The 18990-nt window shown below is 65.0% G+C and carries 22 protein-coding genes and 1 pseudogene; 11 read left to right on the plus strand and 12 right to left on the minus strand.

Going from position 1 to position 18990, the window contains the following annotated elements; all coding sequences use genetic code 11:
- Positions 1 to 123 precede the first annotated feature (123 nt).
- Genes L880_RS0122155 through L880_RS0122170 form a run of 4 tightly spaced genes read left to right on the plus strand, consistent with a single transcriptional unit; the run spans position 124 to position 2223 of the window.
- Positions 124 to 462 carry a hypothetical protein gene (locus L880_RS0122155; protein WP_027477537.1) on the plus strand — a complete coding sequence of 113 codons (339 nt, stop codon included), beginning with the start codon at positions 124 to 126 and terminating at the stop codon, positions 460 to 462.
- Positions 459 to 785: a hypothetical protein gene (locus L880_RS0122160; RefSeq protein WP_027477538.1), complete on the plus strand. Its 327-nt coding sequence runs from the start codon at positions 459 to 461 to the stop codon at positions 783 to 785. The genes L880_RS0122155 and L880_RS0122160 overlap by 4 nt, the downstream gene beginning before the upstream one ends.
- Positions 782 to 1099, plus strand: coding sequence for an excisionase family protein (xisR, locus tag L880_RS36490; RefSeq protein ID WP_245615297.1), 318 nt, complete (start codon positions 782 to 784; stop codon positions 1097 to 1099). The genes L880_RS0122160 and xisR overlap by 4 nt, the downstream gene beginning before the upstream one ends.
- Positions 1075 to 2223, plus strand: a complete 1149-nt coding sequence (locus L880_RS0122170; protein ID WP_027477540.1) for a site-specific integrase — start codon at positions 1075 to 1077, stop codon at positions 2221 to 2223. The genes xisR and L880_RS0122170 overlap by 25 nt, the downstream gene beginning before the upstream one ends.
- 103 nt (positions 2224 to 2326) lie before the next feature.
- Here the strand turns inward: L880_RS0122170 and L880_RS33145 are convergent.
- The 9 genes and pseudogenes from L880_RS33145 to L880_RS0122215 all read right to left on the minus strand — a co-directional run.
- A pseudogene (locus L880_RS33145) lies at positions 2327 to 2719 on the minus strand (TauD/TfdA dioxygenase family protein); the annotation flags it as partial.
- Between the two features lie 59 nt (positions 2720 to 2778).
- Positions 2779 to 4128 (minus strand): LLM class flavin-dependent oxidoreductase, encoded by a 1350-nt coding sequence (locus L880_RS0122180; RefSeq protein ID WP_027477541.1) that lies wholly within the window; start codon positions 4126 to 4128, stop codon positions 2779 to 2781.
- Positions 4129 to 4155: 27 nt separating this feature from the next.
- Entirely contained in the window at positions 4156 to 5280 is a 1125-nt protein-coding gene (locus L880_RS0122185) for an ABC transporter substrate-binding protein (RefSeq protein ID WP_211245349.1), read from the minus strand.
- 211 nt (positions 5281 to 5491) lie between these two features.
- A complete protein-coding gene (locus L880_RS0122190; RefSeq protein WP_027477543.1) occupies positions 5492 to 6064 on the minus strand; it encodes a c-type cytochrome in 573 nt (190 codons plus the stop codon).
- Between the two features lie 46 nt (positions 6065 to 6110).
- Positions 6111 to 7385 (minus strand): sulfite dehydrogenase, encoded by a 1275-nt coding sequence (gene soxC, locus L880_RS0122195; RefSeq protein ID WP_027477544.1) that lies wholly within the window; start codon positions 7383 to 7385, stop codon positions 6111 to 6113.
- Between the two features lie 18 nt (positions 7386 to 7403).
- Complete coding sequence (locus L880_RS0122200; protein ID WP_027477545.1) at positions 7404 to 8231, minus strand: ABC transporter ATP-binding protein; 828 nt, start codon at positions 8229 to 8231, stop codon at positions 7404 to 7406.
- Between the two features lie 58 nt (positions 8232 to 8289).
- Entirely contained in the window at positions 8290 to 9057 is a 768-nt protein-coding gene (locus tag L880_RS0122205; RefSeq protein WP_027477546.1) for an ABC transporter permease, read from the minus strand.
- 92 nt (positions 9058 to 9149) lie between these two features.
- On the minus strand, positions 9150 to 10016 hold the full coding sequence (locus L880_RS0122210; protein ID WP_027477547.1) for an ABC transporter permease: 867 nt from the start codon (positions 10014 to 10016) through the stop codon (positions 9150 to 9152).
- Positions 10017 to 10214: 198 nt separating this feature from the next.
- Positions 10215 to 12125, minus strand: a complete 1911-nt coding sequence (locus L880_RS0122215) for an FAD-dependent monooxygenase (protein WP_027477548.1) — start codon at positions 12123 to 12125, stop codon at positions 10215 to 10217.
- A 129-nt stretch (positions 12126 to 12254) separates the two neighbouring features.
- On the opposite strand from L880_RS0122215, the gene L880_RS0122220 reads away from it, so the two are divergent.
- The 3 genes from L880_RS0122220 (at position 12255) to L880_RS0122230 (ending at position 13323) form a co-directional block, all read left to right on the plus strand.
- Positions 12255 to 12674, plus strand: a complete 420-nt coding sequence (locus L880_RS0122220; RefSeq protein ID WP_027477549.1) for a MarR family winged helix-turn-helix transcriptional regulator — start codon at positions 12255 to 12257, stop codon at positions 12672 to 12674.
- Between the two features lie 71 nt (positions 12675 to 12745).
- Positions 12746 to 12997 (plus strand): ribbon-helix-helix domain-containing protein, encoded by a 252-nt coding sequence (locus L880_RS0122225; RefSeq protein ID WP_027477550.1) that lies wholly within the window; start codon positions 12746 to 12748, stop codon positions 12995 to 12997.
- Positions 12994 to 13323: a type II toxin-antitoxin system RelE/ParE family toxin gene (locus L880_RS0122230; RefSeq protein WP_027477551.1), complete on the plus strand. Its 330-nt coding sequence runs from the start codon at positions 12994 to 12996 to the stop codon at positions 13321 to 13323. Before L880_RS0122225 ends, L880_RS0122230 begins: the two co-directional genes overlap by 4 nt.
- A gap of 21 nt (positions 13324 to 13344) precedes the next feature.
- Here the strand turns inward: L880_RS0122230 and L880_RS0122235 are convergent, their stop codons facing one another.
- Positions 13345 to 13791, minus strand: coding sequence for an SRPBCC family protein (locus L880_RS0122235; protein WP_027477552.1), 447 nt, complete (start codon positions 13789 to 13791; stop codon positions 13345 to 13347).
- Positions 13792 to 13962: 171 nt separating this feature from the next.
- On the opposite strand from L880_RS0122235, the gene L880_RS0122240 reads away from it, so the two are divergent.
- The 3 genes from L880_RS0122240 to L880_RS0122245 all read left to right on the plus strand — a co-directional run bounded on the left by L880_RS0122240 (position 13963) and on the right by L880_RS0122245 (position 15347).
- Positions 13963 to 14370, plus strand: coding sequence for a cupin domain-containing protein (locus L880_RS0122240; protein WP_027477553.1), 408 nt, complete (start codon positions 13963 to 13965; stop codon positions 14368 to 14370).
- Between the two features lie 229 nt (positions 14371 to 14599).
- Positions 14600 to 15061, plus strand: coding sequence for a type II toxin-antitoxin system RelE/ParE family toxin (locus tag L880_RS35155; RefSeq protein ID WP_084461538.1), 462 nt, complete (start codon positions 14600 to 14602; stop codon positions 15059 to 15061).
- Positions 15015 to 15347, plus strand: coding sequence for a helix-turn-helix domain-containing protein (locus tag L880_RS0122245; protein WP_027477554.1), 333 nt, complete (start codon positions 15015 to 15017; stop codon positions 15345 to 15347). Before L880_RS35155 ends, L880_RS0122245 begins: the two co-directional genes overlap by 47 nt.
- A 47-nt stretch (positions 15348 to 15394) precedes the next feature.
- Here L880_RS0122245 and L880_RS0122250 read toward each other — a convergent pair whose 3' ends face one another.
- Positions 15395 to 16519 (minus strand): branched-chain amino acid ABC transporter substrate-binding protein, encoded by a 1125-nt coding sequence (locus tag L880_RS0122250; RefSeq protein ID WP_027477555.1) that lies wholly within the window; start codon positions 16517 to 16519, stop codon positions 15395 to 15397.
- A gap of 514 nt (positions 16520 to 17033) precedes the next feature.
- Between L880_RS0122250 and yddG the strand changes: the two genes are divergently transcribed.
- Positions 17034 to 17948 (plus strand): aromatic amino acid DMT transporter YddG, encoded by a 915-nt coding sequence (yddG, locus tag L880_RS0122255; RefSeq protein WP_027477556.1) that lies wholly within the window; start codon positions 17034 to 17036, stop codon positions 17946 to 17948.
- A gap of 33 nt (positions 17949 to 17981) precedes the next feature.
- Here yddG and L880_RS0122260 read toward each other — a convergent pair whose 3' ends face one another.
- Positions 17982 to 18923 (minus strand): LysR family transcriptional regulator, encoded by a 942-nt coding sequence (locus L880_RS0122260; RefSeq protein WP_027477557.1) that lies wholly within the window; start codon positions 18921 to 18923, stop codon positions 17982 to 17984.
- Positions 18924 to 18990: the final 67 nt, after the last annotated feature.

The raw sequence follows: 18990 nt of genomic DNA on the forward strand, positions 1-18990 counted from the left end.
CGCGCGCTCACGCACCTCGGGTGAGAACTTGTTCGACTTGCTCATGGCTCAATCCTCTCAGAGTGTTGAGCCTCCTCAAAATCCGGGGCGATTCACACCAGCCTCTACCGCGCAGATGCAGTTGTGCGCTGCCTGATTCATGTCTTTGGTGGAGATGCCAACCTCAAAGAGCCTGCCAAAGTGACCGGCCTCTTCGGCACTCTTCAAGCGGCAGCAGGGCTGATGTCCCGCGTGAACATCGTGCTCCAGAATCACAATGCATTGCCGGATCAGCTGCGCCTCAACGTCGAACAAGCGCTGTCGATGTTGCAACTGATCGAGACCCTGCAGGTGGCAGATCAGCACGAATGGCGCTGGAGCGATGACTGGTACTGCGCTTACTTCGATGCCGCCAGCGGTTGCATCGAAAGCGCCCTCAAGGCCATGGATGACCAGGTGAAAACCAGAAAGGTGGCAGCATGACGGAAGATCAACTTGAGCGAGTGCTGGAGGTCTTCGAGGCCCACTATCCTGGACATAGGTACACCGTCGAACTCAATGCGGAGCTTCCAACGGGCATCGGTGGGTATGCCGATTTCAAACATGACCCCATTGAAGTGATGGTGGCGAAGCATCCGACCGTTGATCTGGAGCGCCATTACCTGATCCACGAACTCGCTCATGTGGTTTGCGGATTGGCTGCCGAGCACAACGAGCACTTCCAACAAGTGAATCAAGAACTGGCCGACCTGTGCGACGCCAAAGACATGCTCACGTACCTGAACGGGCAGGAGGCAAACCAATGAAGCGCCAGCGTACCACCCAGGGCGATGAGTCATTTGACATCGCCGGCCTGCACCTCGATCGCGGCCACAACGTCGGGGCCCGCAGAGCCGCCCAGGAGCCAGCCAATGACGAGCCGATGGTGATCCAGATCCGCACGACGGAGTGGGTCACTGTTGAGTTGTTCGCCAAGATTTCTGGACTCACTCAGCCGGCCGTGCGCTGCATGATTTTCGAAGGAAAATGGCTCGAAGGGCGCCACTACCAACGCCGCGCCGGCCGGGTCTACATCTCGATCAAAGGGTTCGAAAAGTGGGTCGCATCGGGCTCGGCGTAGAGGTTCGAGAGACCAGCATCAGGCTGTCATTCACCTTTGAGGGCCGCCAGTACAGGCGGACTCTCAAGGCCAATGGGCAGCCGATCAGCCCTACCCTGGCGAATGTCGGGTTCGCCGAGCGCCTGGCCGCTGAGATTCGGACTCGAATCAAGTTCGGAACGTTCTCGATGCGGGAGTACTTCCACGAGGACGACACCGGCACCGGTGTCTTAACCGTTGGGCAACAGTTGGACACCTGGCTGTCAACTCTCAGAGTTGAGCATTCAACCCGGGCTGGGTACTCGAGCGCGGTTCGCTTCTGGCAGTCTTCGACTTGCGACAAGTTCGGGAAGAAGCTCGGCGATCTTCCACTTCGGACCATGCTCACAAGCCATGTGCTCACAGCGCTGGCCAGCCGCCCGGATCTGAGCGGCAAGACCCGAAACAACTACTTGGGCGTGCTGCAGGACGCACTGGAGGCCGCGGTCACAGATCGTGTGCTGGAGGTCAATCCTGCGGCCAAGGTGCCCAAAGCAAAGCATCAGAAGTTGCCGCCGGATCCGTTCACACGAGAGGAGAGCGAGGCCATCCTTCAAAAGATCGGGCAGCTCTTCCCTGGGCATGTATTCAACATGGCTGAGTTCTGGTTTTGGAGTGGGCTGAGAACTGGTGAACTGCTGGGGTTGACGTGGGCAAACGTCGATCTCGAGCACGGCATCGTGCACGTCAGAGAGTCCCTGGTACGAGGCCAGTACAAAGGATCGACAAAGACCAATGTGGCTCGCAGAGTGATCATGAACAGCAGGTCGCGCGCGGCACTCGAGCGTCAGAGCCTACTGCCCCGTGCGAAAGGACCAACAGTATTCCTGGACCCCAGAACCTCGAAGGGTTGGGCCAACGAAACCGTATTCCTGAAGTCCTACTGGATTCCGGTACTCAAGTGGTTGGGCATCAGGTATCGTCGCCCCTACAACTGCCGGCACACCTACGCGACTCAGATGCTGATGGCCGGGATGAACCCGGCGTTCTGCGCGGGCCAGTTGGGTCACAGCGTCGAGATCTTCCTGGGCACCTATTCGCGCTGGCTGGATGGTGATCGCAACGCGCTGGAGATGGGCCGGCTTGAGGCTGCAATCTCGGGCTGAACTCCACTACGGCGCCCGATTCATCCCTGGAAATTCCCTGGGAAGGATTTCATCAGCGCTAACCTATTGATTTTCAATGGGATGTTGTTCAGTGAACGGTGGGCGGGATGACCACCGAGCGCAGCACCGCCACCTGGGGGTAGTCGACCTCGAAGGTCACGTCGGTGTGCCAGGAATCGGCGCGGCCGCCATGGGCCGAGTCCAGCTCCAGGATCTGGGTGCCATCGCGCGAGGGCACGGTGGGGTGCTCGACCAGCGGCCCGAACAGGCGGGCAAAGGCCTGGTGCGAAGCATCGTCCAGGTGCTGCTGGCCCTTGAAAAACAGCACCTTGTGGCGCAGCAGGGCCTGCTTGAGGGCGGCGAAGGTGGCGGGATCCAGTTCGCCCGACAGGCGCAGGCCGCGCACTTCAGCCCCGAGCTTGCCGGCCAGGGGCTGCAGTTCAAAGGGTGCCGAGATGGAGGCGGCGTGGGTGGGTTCCAGAACGGTGCTGCTCATCGTGGGTTCTCCTGATCAATGGACGTGAGATGAAGGCGGGACAACATGAAAGGCGGTGCTCAGGCCGCCTTGGCCTGTTGCGCGTAGCGGCTGGCCGGGCGCTCCAGGCCCAGGTTCTCGCGCAGGGTGCGGCCCTCGTAGGCGGTGCGAAACAGCCCGCGGCGTTGCAGCTCGGGCACCACCAGGTCGACAAACTCGTTGAGCGACTGCGGCAGCACCGGCGGCATCACGTTGAAGCCATCGGCCGCGCCGTTCTCGAACCACTCCTGGATGCGGTCGGCAATGGTGGTGGGGGTGCCTACCACCACCCAATGGCCGCGGGCACCCGCCAGGTACTCGTAGAGCTGGCGCACGGTGAAGCGTTCGCGCCGGGCCAGCTCGATCACCACATGGGCGCGGCTGTTGATGCCCTTGGGCGGCTCGGGGTAGTAGGGGGGCACGGCGTCCAGATCCCAGCGCTGCAGGTCTTCACCGGGCCAGAAAGGCTCGAGCGTGGCCAGGCCCACCGAGGGGTGGATCAGGCCCTGCAGCTCGGCCCATTTGGCCTGGGCCTCTTCTTCGGTGCGCCCGACGACCGGCGAGATGCCGGGCAGCACCAGCAGTTGTTCGGGGCGGCGGCCGTAACGCGCCAGGCGGCCCTTCACATCGCGGTAGAAAGCCTGGGCCTCGGCCAGGCTGGTCCAGGCGGTGAAGATGGCCTCGGCACTGGCGGCGGCCAGCTCTTTGCCGTCCTCCGACGAGCCGGCCTGCACGATCACCGGGTAGCCCTGGGGTGGGCGCTCGATGTTCAGTGGGCCCTTGACCTTGAAGTACTTGCCCACGTGGTTGAGCTCATGGATTTTGCGCGGATCGACGTAGACGCCGCTGGCCCGGTCACGCACCAGGGCATCGTCGTCAAAGCTGTCCCACAGGCCCTTGACCACGTGCACGAACTCATGCGCCCGCTCGTAGCGCACGGCAGGGTCGGGGTGCGCATCAATGCCGAAATTGCCGTGCACGTTGTCGGCGCTGGTGGTGACCACGTTCCAGGCGGCGCGGCCCTTGCTGATGTGGTCCAGCGAGGCGAACTTGCGCGCCAGCAGGTAGGGGTCTTCGTAGGTGGTGGAGGCCGTGGCCACAAAGCCGATGTGCTTAGTGACCGCCGACAGCGCCGCCCACAGCGTGACTGGCTCGAAGTACGAGACGCGGCCCTGGCGGCTCAGCGATTCATCGCCGCCCCGATGCCACAGGCCCGGGCTGTCGGCCACAAAGACCTGGTCGAAAAGGCCGCGCTCGGCTGTCTTGGCCACCTCGATGTAGTGATCGATGTTGACGCCCGAGTCGATTTGCGAGCCGGGGTGGCGCCAGGCGGCCACGTGGTGGCCGGTGGCCATGACAAAGGCGCCTAGGCGCAGTTTTCTCTGACTCATGTGGACTCCGTGCTTGAGGTTTCAGGTTCAGCGCTTGGCGCCCTGGCTGCCCACCAGGTTGCCGTCGGCGGCGTACTCGGGCCAATAGCCTTCGAGCTTTTGCTCTTTGAGGGCGGCGTTCAGAAAGCGGCGGTCAAACCAGCTGTCGATCTCGGGCTGCTTGCGGATCAGCTTGAGCTTGAAGGACTCGTCGGTGGCGTCCTTGTAGCGGGCCACCAAGAAAGGGTCGAGCAGGGGCGACAGACGCACCCGCAGCGGCTGGCCCACAAAGTCTTCGCGCCAGTATTTTTCGGGCAGCTCGGCCTTGCCCCACTGGGCAAACAAGTCACCACGGCGCGACTCTTCGGAATACTCACGCGCGGTGCGCACCACCACATTCACCACGCGCTGCACCAGCTCGGGGTGTTCGGTGGCAAAGACCTCGGTGGCCAGCAGCACGGTCTGCCGCGTGAAGCGGTACGAATCTGCCGCCGCCGACCACACCACCTTGGCCACGCCGCTTTCGCGCAGGCGGAACAGGTCGACATAGCTGAAGGCCGCGTCGATGTCACGGGTGCTGAGGGCCGCCTGGGTACCGGCCGGGTCGAGGTTGATGAGCTTCACATCGCTCTCTTTCAGGCCATGCGCCGCCAGGGCGCGCACGGCGGCCAGGTGCAGGTTGGTGCCCTTGAACACGGCCACACGCTTGCCTTTGAGGTCTTCGATGCGGGTGATGGTCGAGTCCGGCGGCACGCCCAGGTACAGGCCGGTACGCACGCCGGTGCCCAGCACGATGCGGGTCTTCACGCCATTGGCGCGGTGCACGATGGAGGGCAGGTCGCCCTGCCAGGCCAGGTCCAGCTGCTGGTTGACCAGGGCTTCGTTGACCGCCGGGCCGGCGCCCTTGAAAAAGATCCACTCGACCTTGATGCCGTCTTTCTCGAACTCTTTCTCGATCAGGCCCTGGGCGTTGACGATGCCGACGGTGGAGCCCCCCGTGCGCGGCGGGCTGCCCACCCCACCCGTGGCCACGCCGATGCGGATGGAAGCGGGGGCCGCCGCCTGGACGGGGCTGATGGCTGCAAACAGCGAAACAGACAGCGCCAGCAGCGCGTTCAGCCATCGCTGGGGTGTTCGGGCCGGTGAGGGCCGGGGCGTTTGTTCTGGCGTCATGGGAGAGATCCTTTTTTGGCGAATGTGGGTGTTCTGCCTTCAAAGGTATGACGCCACCTGCGGCCCGTGAACGCAGGTTTTCAGATTTGGATATGACCAAGTGTGGGCCAGCCACCAGGAGGCCAGACAAGGGCACACAAAGTCAGAAGCCCCGGGACCAGGGTCGCCGGGGCGTTGATGGAGGCGCGAGGAAAGGGGGCTAAGCCGGCATTCAGCGACAGGTGCGGCAGGCCCAATTGCTGACATCGGGCCGGGCGTCGCTGACAAAGCCGGCCTGGTTGGGCATCTTGAGAGCGCTCAGGCGCGGTGCGTCCAGCACCGCATCGGCGGGCAGCACGCCATTGGCATGCAAGACCCAGGCCGTCAGCGCATACACCTCATCGGGCTGCAGGCTTTGCGGCGCGTTGTAGGGCATGGCACGGCGGATGAAATCAAACAAGGTGGTGGCATACGGCCAGAAGTTGCCCACGGTCTTGAGCGGCGTGCTTTTTTGCTCCCCCAGCGGCACATTGCCACCCACCAGGGCGTCGGCCGGTTTGCCCTGGCCGCGCTCGCCATGGCAGGCGGCGCATTTCTCGGCGTACAGGCGGGCGCCCTCGGCCACACTGCCCTGGCCACGCGGCAGGCCGTGGCCCTGGGCATCGATGTCGATGTCCCAGGCGGCGATGGCCGCCGGGGTGGCCACTCGGCCAAAGCCATAGGGAGCTGCGTCCTGGCTGGATTGGGCCTGGACCGTGAGGGGCAAGGCGCCTACTGCCAAGCACAGCGGCAAGGCAAGCGACATCAGGGAGCGGTACGCGGACAACATGTTCTGGCGGGGGCTTGGCGTATCAGGCATGGACATTCTTCAGGCTCCCATCCGCTGACAGCTGCCAACTCTGGATGGCGTTGTAGTGGTAGAGCGAGTTCAAGCCGCGTGCCGCAATCAGTTGCTCGCGGGTGGGCTGAACATAGCCGGTCTCATCGATCACCCGGCTTTGCAGCACGGCGGGTGAGCCGTCCCAATGCCAGCCCAGGCTGAAGCGGGTCAGGGCGCGGTTCAGCACCGGCTCTTGCAGCTGGGCTTCGCGCCACTGGCGGCCGCCATCGACCGACACCTCCACCCGCTTGACCCGGCCCAGGCCGCTCCAGGCCAGGCCGCTGATTTCATGAAAGCCGCGCTGGCGCAGCACCTGCCCCGGTGAAGGCCGGGTGATGACGGATTTGGCCTCCATCAGAAAGGTGAACTGTCGCGCCGTGCCGTCGGGCAACGAATCGGTGTACTTGGAGGTTTCCTCCCGGGTCTGGAAGGGCTCGGTGCCGATCTTCAGGCGGCGCAGCCACTTGATGCTCATGTTGCCCTCGAAGCCGGGCAGGAACAGGCGCAGCGGGTAGCCGCTTTCGGGTCGCAGGCGCTCACCGTTCTGGGCATAGACCACCAGGGCGTCTTCAAAGGCCTTGTGCACCGGGATGCTGCGCGACATGGCCGCGCCATCGGCGCCTTCGGCCAGGATCCAACGCGCCTCGGGGGCGATGCCCACCTCGTCGAGCAGCACCGACAAGGGCACGCCTGTCCACTCGCAGCACGACAGCAGGCCATGCGACAACTGCACATTGGCCGAGGTCGGGGTGCGCCACTCGGTGCCGGTGTTGCCCGAGCACTCCAGAAAGTGGATGCGCGACACCGAGGGGAAGCGCAGCAGGTCGTCCATCGTGAACACCCGGGGCCGTTTGGCCAGACCATGGATCACCAGGCGGTGCTGGTCCGGGTCGATCTGCGGGATGCCGGCGTGGTGGCGCTCGAACACCAGCCCGGTGGGGGTGATGATGCCGAACAGATCGGCCAGCGGCGTCATCGACGAAGCCGCCCCCGGGAAAGGCGCGTTGCCGCGGCTGCGGCGCACCACGTGGCGCTCGTGCTCGGAGGGCTGGCCATAGGGGTGCCACAGCACGGGCTCGCCGGGCTGGCGGCTCCAGTCGGGCACGGTCAGCGGCGCGGCCTCGGGGGTCGAGGGGCTCTGAACCTGGGCCAGGATCGGGGTGGCGGCCACGGCGCCCAGGGCGGCGGTGGCTCGGCGGAAGAAGGCCCGGCGCGGGGCCCGAGGGGCTGATGGGACTTGGCTCATGGGGCTTGGCACAAGAGTTCAGACGGCAAACTGCCAATGGGCTGCCACCGGGGCTTCAGGGCGCAGCGGGGCTTCGATCAAGGCGGCAGCCGGGTGGCCCGAGAACTCGCGCAGCACCGACTCTTTCACCTGGGTGAAGGCAAAACTGGCACGGTCGCGCGGGTGCGGCAGGGGCACCGGCAGCACCTGGCGGATGCGGCCCGGGCGGGGCTCCATCACCACCACCTTGTCGCCCAGGTAGACGGCTTCTTCCACATCGTGCGTCACCAGGATCATGGTGATGCCTTCCTGCTGCCAGATGCGGTGCAGCTCTTGCTGCAGGTGGGCCCGCGTGAGGGCGTCGAGAGCGCCAAAGGGTTCGTCGAGCAGCAGGATGTCGGGCCGGTTGACCAGGGCGCGCGCGATCGCCACGCGCTGCGACATGCCACCCGAAAGCTGGTGCGGGTAGGCGGTCTCGAAGCCGTTGAGGCCCACCAGCTCGATGTGCTCGTTCACGGCCATGCGCTTCTGGCCCTCGGTCTGGTCAGAGTTGAGCAGGCCCAGACCGATGTTGTCGCGCACATTGAGCCAGGGGAACAGGCGGTGCTCCTGAAACACGATGCCTCGGTTCAGGCTGGTGCCTTTGATGCGCTGGCCGTCGAGCAGGATCTGGCCCTGGTAGCCCTCCTCCAACCCGATGATCAGGCGCAGCAGCGTGGACTTGCCGCAGCCGCTGGCGCCCACGATGCTGACGAACTCACCCGGGGTGATCGAAAGCGAGATGTCTTGCAACACCGGCAGGGCAGCGCCCTTGACCTCGTATTGCTTGCTGACGTTTTGCAGCGTCAGGGTTCCTGCATGTGCCATGGTGAATCGGTCCGGGAAAGAGAGAACGACAGGGGTTGTGCTGCGCGTGGTCAGCGGCTTATTCGTACTGGGCGACCGAGCGCCCGCGCCAGGCCAGCAGACGGTGCTCGAGTTGGCTGGCCAGCCAGTTCAGGGCAAAGCCCACCAGACCGACCACGATGACGCCAAACAGCACCAGGTCCATCTTGAAGTGCTCGCGCCCATCGATCAGGGTGTTGCCGATGCCCTGGCCCGAGACCAGCAGGTACTCGGCGCCCAGGGTGGCCAACCAGGCGTAGATCAGGCCCAGGTGGATGCCGGCAAATACCGAAGGCAGGGCCGAGGGCAGCACCACGCGGCGCAGCATCTGCCAGCGCGAGAACTCGAACACCCGGCCCACCTCGATCAGCTCGGGCGCCACACTGCGGATGCCCTCGAAGGTGTTGAGCACCACCGGGAAAAACGCGGCCAGCGACAAAAACGCCACCTTGGCCGCATCGCCCAGGCCGAACCACACCGACAGCAGCGGGATCCAGGCAAACAACGAGATCTGCTTGAGCGTGTGAAAGCTCGGGCCCAGCAGGCTCTCGAACAGGCGCGACAGGCCCAGCACGGTGCCGAAGATCAGGCCCGCGCTGGCGCCGATGGCAAAACCCAGCAGATCGCGCCACAGGCTGGAGCGCAAGGCACGCCAGAGCTCGCCGCTCACGGTCTGCTCGACCGCGGTGTGCCAGACCTGGCTGACCGGCACCAGCAAGGGCGACTTGGACCAGCCCAGCGACACCGCCAGCCACCACAGCAGCAGCAACAGCAGGGGCAACACCCAGCCGCGCAGGGCTGCGGGCAAGGCGAAGGACGGCCTGCGCGTTGGCGCGGGAGCCGAAGGGACCGAAGTGGAAACAGAAGCGGAAACGGGTTCAGACATGCGACACCTTTGCCTCAAAAACCAACCCGACGCCAGCGCAGCAGGCGCAGCTCGACCAGGGCCAGCAGCTTGTCAAGCGCAAAGCCCACCACGCCCACCACGATCACCGCCGCCATCACCACATCCAGCTGAAACAACTGGCGGCCGTAAACGATCATGAAACCCAGCCCCTCGGACGAGGCCAGCAGCTCCACCACCACCAGCGCCAGCCAGGCGTGGGTCAGCCCGTAGCGGATGCCGTTCCAGATCGGCGCGGCGGCGGCCGGAAACACCACCCGCGACAGCAATTGCCAGCGCGTGAAGCCAAACACCCGTGCCACTTCGACGTAGCGGTTGGGCACGTTTTCGATGCCCTTGGCGGTGTTGAGGGCCACCGGCACCAGCGCGGCCTTGGAAATCAGGATGATCTTGAGCGCCTCGTCAATGCCCACCAGCAGCATCAGCAGCGGCAGCCAGCCCAGCACCGGCACCTGGCTGAAGGCCTTGAACAAGGGGTAAACGTAATCTTTGAAGCGCGGCGACAGGCCCATGCCCACGCCCAGCAGCAGCCCCGCCATGGCGCCCACGCCAAAGCCGAACAGCACCCGCTGCGCGCTGATCCACAGGTTGTCGGCCATCTCGCCGCTGCGCACCAGCTCGACCAGGGTGGTGCCAACGTCTTCAGGCGAAGGCAGCACCTGCGGGGCAATCCAGCCCTGGCGGGCGGCCACCCACCACAGCAAGAGCAGCAGCAGCGGCACGGCCCAGGGCAGCAACCAGGGGCGCAACGCCCGCCCCGCCCGGCGCAGCAGGCCGCCGGGCAAGGCGCCCCCAGCGGTGGCCCCCGGGGCTGGGGCAGCCTGGGCCAGCGCCCCATCGGGCAGCCGCAAGGTCTGGCTCATGTTTGGCACTCCTGGAAAGAATCGTGGGATCGATCTGACCGGTGCGCGCAACAGCCTGCCTGGGCTGGCTTCAGCAAGGCCAGCTCAGCCTGTCTTGACACGGGTCATGGTGGCGCCATTGTTCGTGCCCAGGCTGGATTGAAAAACGAATATTTACAACGCTTCTTATGCAAAAAATGGCGGCCCGAGGGCCGCCACTCAGCGCAGGATGCCGGCGAAGAAGGCCGCCAGCTCGTCAAAGGCATCCAGGGGCAGGACGTGGGCGATGTACTGGTCAGGGCGGACCACCACGATGCAGCCGCGGGCCCGGTCGATGCGTCGCATGTCAAAAATATCGCCTGCGCCCTTGTGGTCCACGCAGAAGACCTTCTCGTGGTCCTGCAAGCCCAGTCGGCCCGTCTTGGGCTTGAGCAGCGAGGGCATGTGCTCGTACGCCAATTGCTCGAAGGTCTGCTGGAAGACGGCCCGGAAGTCGATCACCGCATCGATGTCTTCGCCCGGGCGGGTGTGCCGGCGCACCGGCGAGGCCGGGTCGGATTCCAGCCAGTCGGCCAGCCGGTGGATCGCCGAGCCGGATGCGGAGCTGTCGGCCTGGCCGGCAAAGGCATACAGGCGCCAGCGCGCGTCGGCCTCGGCCACATGGCCCAACTGCATCTGCTTGGCATCGGCCAGGCGCACCACGGGTGCGGAATGGAAGCGGCGGCCGATTTCCTCGCCACGCGCCAGGGCCTGGTACTTGGGGGATGCGATCAAGGTCGAGGCGTCGTATTTGACGGCCGTGCCGCCCGTGAACTCGAGGTTCTGCTTGAACTGGCGGATGATGCGCGGCTCTTCAGTGCCGTCGCGCTCAGCCTGGGTGGTGGGGGCAGACATGATGCGAGCCCACTCGTGGTCGGTCTCGACCAGGCGGCGGGCCTCGGTCAGGCGCTCTTTGGAGTAGCTGCGCAGCAGGCTGGCGTCGGCCCGGCCCTGCAGCACGTGCACCAGCTTCCAGCCGAGGTTGAAGGTGTCCTGCATCGACACGTTCATGCCCTGGCCCGCCTTGGGCGAGTGGGTGTGGCAGGCATCACCCGCGGTGAACACGCGGGGGTTGCGCTCGCTGCCCTCGGGCACGTCGTCGAACTTGTCGGTGATGCTGTGGCCGATGTCATAGATCGACCACCAGACCACCTCCTTCACATCGATCGAATAGGGCCGGATGATGCGATTGGCCGCGGCAATCATGTCGTCCTGGGTGAACTTGCGGCTGGCGGCCTTCTCGTCGGGGCGCAGCTTGTCGAGCTCCACGTACATGCGGAACACATAGCCGCCCTCGCGCGGCAGGATCAGCACATTGCCTTCGTTGGCCGACGAGATCAGGCACTTCTGGCGCACATCGGGGAAATCGGTGTTGGCCAGGATGTCCATCACGCCCCAGGCCTGGTGCGCGGCGTCACCATGCAGCACGCCGCCGATGGCCTTGCGCACGGCCGAGTGGGCGCCGTCGCAGCCCACCACGTAGTTGGCGCGCACGGTGCGGGTGGCGCCCCAGTTCACGCCGCTGGCATCCTTGAGGGTGACGGTGACCGGGTGGTCGTCGGTGTCGGGGTCGACCGTGAGGCCCACGATCTCCCAGCTGTAGTCGGGCTCCAGGCGCGAGGGCGAGTTCTTCATCACCTCCAGAAACAGCTCGTGCAGGCGCGCCTGGTTGATCAGGATGTGGGGCATCTCCGAGCTGTCATCGGCCACGTCCTGCACCCGGCCCACGCGCTTGATGTGCTCGGGGTTGGCCGGGTCGGGCATCCAGAACGCGGTCTGGTTCACCCAGTAGGTTTCACGCTTGACCTTGTCGGCAAAGCCGAAGGCCTGGAACATCTCCATGGTGCGCGTGTTGATGCCGTCGGCCTTGCCCTTGATGATGTTGGTGGGCATGCGCTCGATGATCATCGTCTCGATCTCGGGGAACTGCGCCAGCTGGGCCGCCAGGCACAGGCCGGCCGGCCCGGTGCCGGCGATCAGCACATCCACTTTTTCAGGCAGGGGCTCGTTGATGCCCCGGTTGCGACGGTTTGGCGCGGCTTGCTTGATGTCGGGGCTGCCGCCTCGGAACCCGTTTTTGTAGAACTGCATGGCTTGTCTCCTTGGGATGGGGGGATACCGTCCAGGGTTTGGCGGTATGTATGCAAATAATAACTATGCTTACTAATTGCTGTCAATAAAATAAGTACACTTATCAAAAACACCACCCGGAGCGCAGGCATGAACTCACTCGACATGGCGGGCCACCTGATACGGCGCCTGCACCAGCAATCGACCCAGGTGTTCACCCAACGCACCCAGGCCGCCGGCTTCGACCTGACACCGGTTCAATTTGCCGCGCTCGACGCCATCCAGGCCCACCCTGCCACCGACCAGGCCACAGTGGCCGAGCTGATTGCCTACGACCGCGCCACCATCGGCGGCGTGATCGACCGGATGGAGCAAAAGGGCTGGGTCAAACGCATCGTCAGCGAGCGCGACCGCCGAGCGCGCGAGCTGTCGCTCAGCCCCGAGGGCGAGCGCATCCACGCCACCCTGCTGCCCATCGTGCAAGAGCTGCAGAACGAGATCCTGCAACCACTGGATGAGGCTGAGCAAAGCGCGTTTCTGGCCCTGGCCAGCCGGGTGGTGCGGGCTTGAGCATCGCCGCAGTTGCGTGGCGTCACACCTCATTTCTTGCCAAATCTTGTCAAAAATCCTAGGCTATGGGCATGAGTACCATGAACATTTCTCTGCCTGACACCCTGAAGAATTTTGTCGATGAGCAAGTCAGCCAGCGTGGCTATGGCACCAGCAGCGAGTACGTGCGCGAACTGATCCGCAATGATCAGGATCGCCAGCGATTGCGCGGTCTGCTGTTGGCGGGGGCAGAATCCACACCCGGCGCCCCGGCCGACGCCCTTTACTTCGATGCCCTGCGAGATCAGGTTCGCCAGAGCGCCAGCCCCCGAGCCAAAGCGTGAGGCATCACACCGTCATCCCGCGTGAGCAGGCCCATCAGGACGTACAGGACGCGGTGATGTACTACCTGAAGAGCGCTGGCGAAAAGGTGGCACTGGGCTTCATCGACGCCTTGGAGAGAGCCTACACCCACCTCGCTCGCCACCCTGCGACCGGATCACCGCGCTACGCCCACCAACTCCAACTGCCCAGCCTGCGCGCCTGGCCTCTGACACGCTATCCCTATTTGGTGTTCTACACCGAACGCTCCGACCACATCGACGTCTGGCGTGTGCTACACAGTCAGCGAGACATCCCCGCCTGGATCGACGCGACGGACAACTTGTGAGGGCCCCGTGGGCTCAGAGGCTTAACCCCGGACCTCAGGCTCCACCAGCCAGGCCAGCAACTGCAATGACTCCTGCCAGCCCAGGTAGCAGGCCTCCGGCGGGATGACGGCAGGGATGCCCTCTTGCATCACATGAAGCTCCACCCCGCAGGACACGGCCTTGAGCGTCACCGTGGTCTGCATCGTGCCCGGCAGATGGGGGTCGTCGAAGGTGGCGGTGTAGCGCAGCCGCTCGTGGGGCACCAGTTCGAGGTATTCGCCACCGAAGGCATGGCTGTGGCCGGTGCTGAAGTTGGTGAACGACATCCGGTAGTGGCCCCCGACCTGGGGCTCCAGCTGATGGACCTGGCCCGTGAAACCATGGGGTGGCAACCACTTGGCCCAGGCCGCCGGATCGAGGAAGGCGCGGTAGACGCGTTCAGGGGTGGCACGCAGGACTCGGTGCAACTGGATGGTCTGGGTCGACATGGTGGGCTCAGCTCCTGTGGACAAGATCAACAACCCCTTGGCAGGGACCGCGGGAACCCAGTATGCCGCAGCAGGCATCCACGGAAGTGGCGATGGCTTGGCACAAACCCGAAGTGCTTCGCTGCGACTTGCTTTCATACTGCCGGCTGCATCACACAGGAGGTTTCATTCATGTCCCCACTGCTTCAACGTCCCCTCATCGGCCTGGCCTGTCTGCTCGCCGCACCGCTGTGCCTGGCACAGGCTTCAGGGCTGACCCGCACCCTGGTCACCAAGGCCGATGTGTCGGTCGCCAACCGCGAGGCGGTGGTGGCCCGGGTGGAGGTGAGCCCGGGCAGTGCCGCCGGCTGGCACACCCACCCGGGCGACGAGATCAGCTATGTGCAGGAAGGCGAAGCCACCCTGCTGATGGCGGGCCAGCCCGCACGCAAGGTGGCGGCCGGTGAGGCCTTTGTGATCCCGGCCGGGGTGGTGCACAACGCCATCAACCACGGCCAGGCGCCGATCAAGCTGGTCGGCGTCTATGTGGTGGAAAAAGGCCAGCCACTGGCCACGCCGGCGCCTGCTCCGGCGCCCTGATCGACCCGCGGCCCAACCCTGACAGCGCCGCCCAACTGCGAAGCTGCGAGCTTGCAGGGATCCCAGGTGGCAGCGACTGCTCTGCATGAGCCGGTCCAGGCGATGCCGCCCCATTGGGTGCCACCTACCCGGGAACGCCGTCGGAATGGCCTTCCATCATGACGCTGGCCTTCGACGGCCGCGCTGCCTTTCCGTGCCAAAAGAATGAGGGACAACTCTCTCATTTCCCATGAGCTACGGCCGGAAATACGGTGCCACTAAGTGGCATACTACGCCCCAACATCGGGTTTTTGTAACACGGCACTTCGCCCGCTGGATGCGCAAAACGGCCTTGACCCATGTGGCACTCTGTGCCGCCGTCGAGGAAATGGTGGCTGGATTGATCGACGCAGAATTGGGTGGTCATATCTTGAAGAAGCGGGTTGCATTGCCAGGACGAGGCAAACAAGGCAGTACCCGAACTCTGGTGGCCGCCCGTCAAGGCAGTCACTGGTTCTATCTCTTCGGCTTTGAGAAAAACGAGCGTGCCAACGTCACGCCCACCGAACTGCAGGCCTTGCAAATGCTGGCAGCCTCGCTGTTGAGCCTCAGTGATACCGAACTGGAAACCGCCGTTGCTGACGGCACCTTGCAGGAGATTGGCCATGAAGCCCCCCCATCAAGCCTCCCCGCCCAAAAGCCGGATTCTTGAAGCAGTCCATGAAACCTCAACTGACCTGGGGCGCCTGGGCTTCATCGACAAGCGCAAGCAGCAACAGATCGATGTTTTGTGCCTGCAACCTATCCCCCCTTACGACCGACAGCGCATCCGGGCCCTGCGCGAGCGCCTGCAACTGAGCCAGACGGTGCTGGCATCGGTGTTGAACGCCAGTCCATCTTCTGTGCGCAAATGGGAATCCGGTGAAAAGCAGCCCAGCGGCCCTTCGCTCAAGCTGCTCCACCTGCTGGAGCGCAAAGGCCTGGAAGCGGTCTTGTAGGCGGCACCAGGAACATGAAGGAGGGCCGTCCGGCCCCCCGCAAACGTTCACAGGCTCTTGAGCGGCACCACGTCCTTGCCCTTGAAGGTGTAGACCGTCACGGCCGACGACTTCAGGTCGTGCTTGGGATCGTAGGCAAACTCGCCGGTCACGCCCGCGTACTTGCCTGCGGCGATGGCGGGCACGATCTTCTTGGCGTCCAGCGATTGGGTGGCTTCGATGGCGCCGGCCAGCAGGTACATGCCGTCGTAGAAGGCGGCAGCGTAGGTCAGCGGGTCGCGCTTGTACTCGGCGCGGTAGCGCTCGACAAACTTCTGGCCCTTGTCGCTCTTGTCCAGCATCGAACCACCTTGGGTGCAGAAGGTGTTCAGATCACCCGCCACCTGGGCCAGGGTGGCAGTCTCCGACGAGCAGATACCGTCGCCGCCCAGCAGCGGCACCGTCAGGCCCAGCGAGCGCATCTGGCGCAGCATCGGGCCGCCCTGGGGCGAGTAGCCGCCAAAGAACACGGCATCGGCCTTGGAGGCCCGCACATTGGTCAAGATGGCGCTGAAATCGGTGGCCTTGTCGGTGGTGAATTCATTGGCCACCACCTTCAGGCCCAGGCGCTTGGCCTGCTCGGTGAACTCCTTGGCCACGCCCTGGCCGTAGGCGGTGCGGTCATCGATCACGGCCACGGTCTTGACCTTGAGGTCTTGCGCGGCATAGGTGGCCATCTTGGCACCCAACTGGTTGTCGCTGGCCCCGATGCGGAACAGGTTGTTGTAGCCCAGTTCGGTCACCTTGGGGTTGGAGGCCACGGTCAGCACCACCACGTCCGACTCATTGAGCACCCGCGCTGCCGGCACGGTCACACCCGAGTTGTAGGGCCCCAGAACAAACTTCACCTTCTTGTCGGCCAGGGTCTGGGCCACCTGCACGCCCTGCTTGGGGTCGGCCACGTCGTCATGGATGTCCAGTTCGAACACCACGGGCTTGCCGCCCACCTTCAGGCCCTTGGCATTGAGCTCCTTGATGGCCAGTTGGGCGCCATCGCGGTTGTCGATGCCATTGGCGGCCTGCGGTCCGGTGATCGGGCTCATGAAGCCGATGCGGATGCGCTCCTGCGCCTGGGCGGTCAGCGCCGTCAAGGCCAAGGTGACGGCTGTCATGCTGAACAGGATTTTTTTCATGGAAACGTCCTCGTGAGTCGTGGTTGAAAAAGGTAGAAACAATGGGGAATGAGAAATAGGGGCCGCCCGCCAACCCGCCAGCCAGGCGTTGGCAACCCATCGGGTGCGCGAAAGCGCCAAGCCATGGGGATGCCAGCGCAGCGCTCAGCAGCGACGCGCCATCACAGCTTGGGGGGTCGGGAGAAGATGTAGCGCCCGGGCCGCAGGCGGCGCCCGGTGCAGAGGGGCCAGCACGGCCAAAGCGTGGGCCGGCTGAAAGGCGTGGATCGCCATGTTGAATGCTTTCTTGTCTCGGGTATCGCGTTGGTGTGCCGCCCTGGTGAGGCAGCCACCCCGTCTTGTCACCCCGTCGGTGGGTGCCGGCGGGTCTGCAAAGTGGGCGAGATGTTAGCTACCGCCGGCGGTATCGGCGGTCTGGACGGGCTTGCATCAGTTTTTTTCAAGCACCACAACCGCGAGCATCACAACGCATTCCAACCCGCCAGGGCCGGATCGGGCTCAGATAATCCGGGCGATGCCTCGTCCCCAACTCAGTCTCCGCCACGCCACCCTGGTGGGCCTCATCGCCATTGTTCTCTGGTCTTCGGTCGTGGGGCTGATCCGCAGCGTCAGCACGGGCCTGGGGGCCACGGGGGGCGCCGCCATGATCTACACCCTGGGGGCCCTGCTGCTGGCCCTGACGGCGGGCTTCACTCCGCTGCGCACCATCCCCCGGGCCTACCTGGGCTGGGGCAGCCTGCTGTTCGTGGCTTACGAGTGGTGCCTGTCGCTGTCGATCGGCTACGCCCACACGGCCCAGCAGGCCATCGAGGTCGGCATGGTCAATTACCTGTGGCCCACCTTCACCCTGCTGGCCGCCATCGCCTTCAATGGCCAGCGCGCCAACGGCCTGATCGTGCCGGGCGTGCTGATCGCCCTGGCAGGCATCTGCCGGGTGCTGGCGGGTGAACAAGGGCTGGACTGGGCCGGCATGCTGACCAACATCCAGAGCAACCCCTTGAGCTACGGGCTGGCCTTTCTCGGCGCCCTGCTGTGGGCGGCCTACTGCACGGTCACCGCCCGCATGGCCCGTGGCCACAACGCCATCACCCTGTTCGTCACCCTCACCGCCCTCACCCTGTGGGCCAAGTACCTCATCGTGGGCGGCGAGCCCATGCACTGGAGCCTGTCCACCGGCATTCACCTGGCGTTTGCCGCTGCGGCCATGGGCCTGGGCTATGGCGCCTGGAACGTGGGCATCCTGCACGGCAACGTCACGGTGCTGGCCGGCGCTTCGTATTTCACGCCGGTGTTCTCGGCCGCACTGGCTGCAGCCCTGCTGCAGGTGCCCTTGACGCCCGCCTTCTGGCTGGGCACCGGCATGGTGTGTGGCGGGGCGGTGTTGTGCTGGCTGGCCACGCGGGGCCGGCCCGTGGGGGCGAAGTCCTGACAGGGGCACCCCGCCCGGTTCAGGACCAGGCTGTCATCCGGCCCGTTCTGCGGCCACCGCCCGCACCCAACTCTGCAAGCGCTGGGTGATTGGCGTCAGTGGCCGCCCGCGCAGGGTGATCATGCCCACGGGGGGCACCTCGGCCTCCACGGCCAGGGGCAGCGGAGTGAGCAGGCCCAGCGCCGCAAAGTGCCGGGCCACCGAATCGGCCATCAGGGCGGCGGCGCCCTGGTCGCGCAGCAGGGTCAACTGGCCCAGAAAAGAGGCGGTCTCGACCACATCCAGCGGCGGGGTCAGGCCCAGGCGGAAGAACTGCTGCTCCAGCTTCACGCGCATCGAGGCCCAGGGCGGCGGGGCCACCCAGCGGCAGCCGGCCAGCTCGGGCCAGCCCGGCAGGTCGGGGCCAGCCAGCAAGGGGTGAGCAGGGTGCAGCACCACGCGCATGCGTTCGTCGTACAGCGCCTCGGTCAACAGGTCGGGGGCGGCGTAGCCGGGCTCCAGCCGGCCCACGAACAGGTCCAGCTCGCCCAGGCGCAGCTTGGGCAGCAGGTGCGTCAGGTCGCCCTCTTCGATCAGCACGGTGGCGCCTGCGGATTCGGCCTTCAGGCGCTCGATGGCCGGCGCCAGCAGCGTGGGCAGGCCCACCACCATGGCCCCCACCCGGGCGCGGCCGGCCACCCCGCGTTCGATGGTGCTGATCTCGTCGCGGGTGCGTTCGTAGTCGGCCAGCACCGAACGGGCAAAACGCAGCATGGCCAGGCCGGCTGCCGTGGGCTCGGTGCCGCGTCGGGAGCGGTCGAACAGTTGCAGGCCCAGCATCTCCTCGATTTCCCCCAGCATCTTGGACACCGCCGGCTGGGTGACCGACAAAAACTCGGCCGTGCGGCCCAGGTGCCGGAACTCGTTCAGCGCCAGCAGCAATTGCAGGTGGCGCAGCTTGATGTTGGAGCGCAAGGCCCGATCGATGTGGGACATGCGCGGATGTTACATGAGTAAATCCTCATGAGAAGTTTCCAATAATCGATTGGACGGTTATGAATCA

Origin of the sequence: Curvibacter gracilis ATCC BAA-807 (assembly GCF_000518645.1) — a bacterium.
In the GTDB taxonomy this organism is placed as follows: Bacteria; Pseudomonadota; Gammaproteobacteria; order Burkholderiales; family Burkholderiaceae_C; genus Curvibacter; species Curvibacter gracilis.

Bases quoted from the DNA above. Each gene is read 5' to 3' on its own strand.
- L880_RS0122160 (WP_027477538.1), top strand. From the start codon at position 459: ATGACGGAAGATCAACTTGAGCGAGTGCTGGAGGTCTTCGAGGCCCAC.
- xisR (WP_245615297.1), top strand. From the start codon at position 782: ATGAAGCGCCAGCGTACCACCCAGGGCGATGAGTCATTTGACATCGCC.
- L880_RS0122180 (WP_027477541.1), bottom strand. From the start codon at position 4,128: ATGAGTCAGAGAAAACTGCGCCTAGGCGCCTTTGTCATGGCCACCGGC.
- L880_RS0122185 (WP_211245349.1), bottom strand. From the start codon at position 5,280: ATGACGCCAGAACAAACGCCCCGGCCCTCACCGGCCCGAACACCCCAG.
- L880_RS0122190 (WP_027477543.1), bottom strand. From the start codon at position 6,064: ATGTCGCTTGCCTTGCCGCTGTGCTTGGCAGTAGGCGCCTTGCCCCTC.
- soxC (WP_027477544.1), bottom strand. From the start codon at position 7,385: ATGAGCCAAGTCCCATCAGCCCCTCGGGCCCCGCGCCGGGCCTTCTTC.
- L880_RS0122200 (WP_027477545.1), bottom strand. From the start codon at position 8,231: ATGGCACATGCAGGAACCCTGACGCTGCAAAACGTCAGCAAGCAATAC.
- L880_RS0122210 (WP_027477547.1), bottom strand. From the start codon at position 10,016: ATGAGCCAGACCTTGCGGCTGCCCGATGGGGCGCTGGCCCAGGCTGCC.
- L880_RS0122215 (WP_027477548.1), bottom strand. From the start codon at position 12,125: ATGCAGTTCTACAAAAACGGGTTCCGAGGCGGCAGCCCCGACATCAAG.
- L880_RS0122220 (WP_027477549.1), top strand. From the start codon at position 12,255: ATGAACTCACTCGACATGGCGGGCCACCTGATACGGCGCCTGCACCAG.
- L880_RS0122225 (WP_027477550.1), top strand. From the start codon at position 12,746: ATGAGTACCATGAACATTTCTCTGCCTGACACCCTGAAGAATTTTGTC.
- L880_RS0122235 (WP_027477552.1), bottom strand. From the start codon at position 13,791: ATGTCGACCCAGACCATCCAGTTGCACCGAGTCCTGCGTGCCACCCCT.
- L880_RS0122240 (WP_027477553.1), top strand. From the start codon at position 13,963: ATGTCCCCACTGCTTCAACGTCCCCTCATCGGCCTGGCCTGTCTGCTC.
- L880_RS35155 (WP_084461538.1), top strand. From the start codon at position 14,600: ATGAGCTACGGCCGGAAATACGGTGCCACTAAGTGGCATACTACGCCC.
- L880_RS0122245 (WP_027477554.1), top strand. From the start codon at position 15,015: ATGAAGCCCCCCCATCAAGCCTCCCCGCCCAAAAGCCGGATTCTTGAA.
- L880_RS0122250 (WP_027477555.1), bottom strand. From the start codon at position 16,519: ATGAAAAAAATCCTGTTCAGCATGACAGCCGTCACCTTGGCCTTGACG.
- yddG (WP_027477556.1), top strand. From the start codon at position 17,034: ATGCCTCGTCCCCAACTCAGTCTCCGCCACGCCACCCTGGTGGGCCTC.
- L880_RS0122260 (WP_027477557.1), bottom strand. From the start codon at position 18,923: ATGTCCCACATCGATCGGGCCTTGCGCTCCAACATCAAGCTGCGCCAC.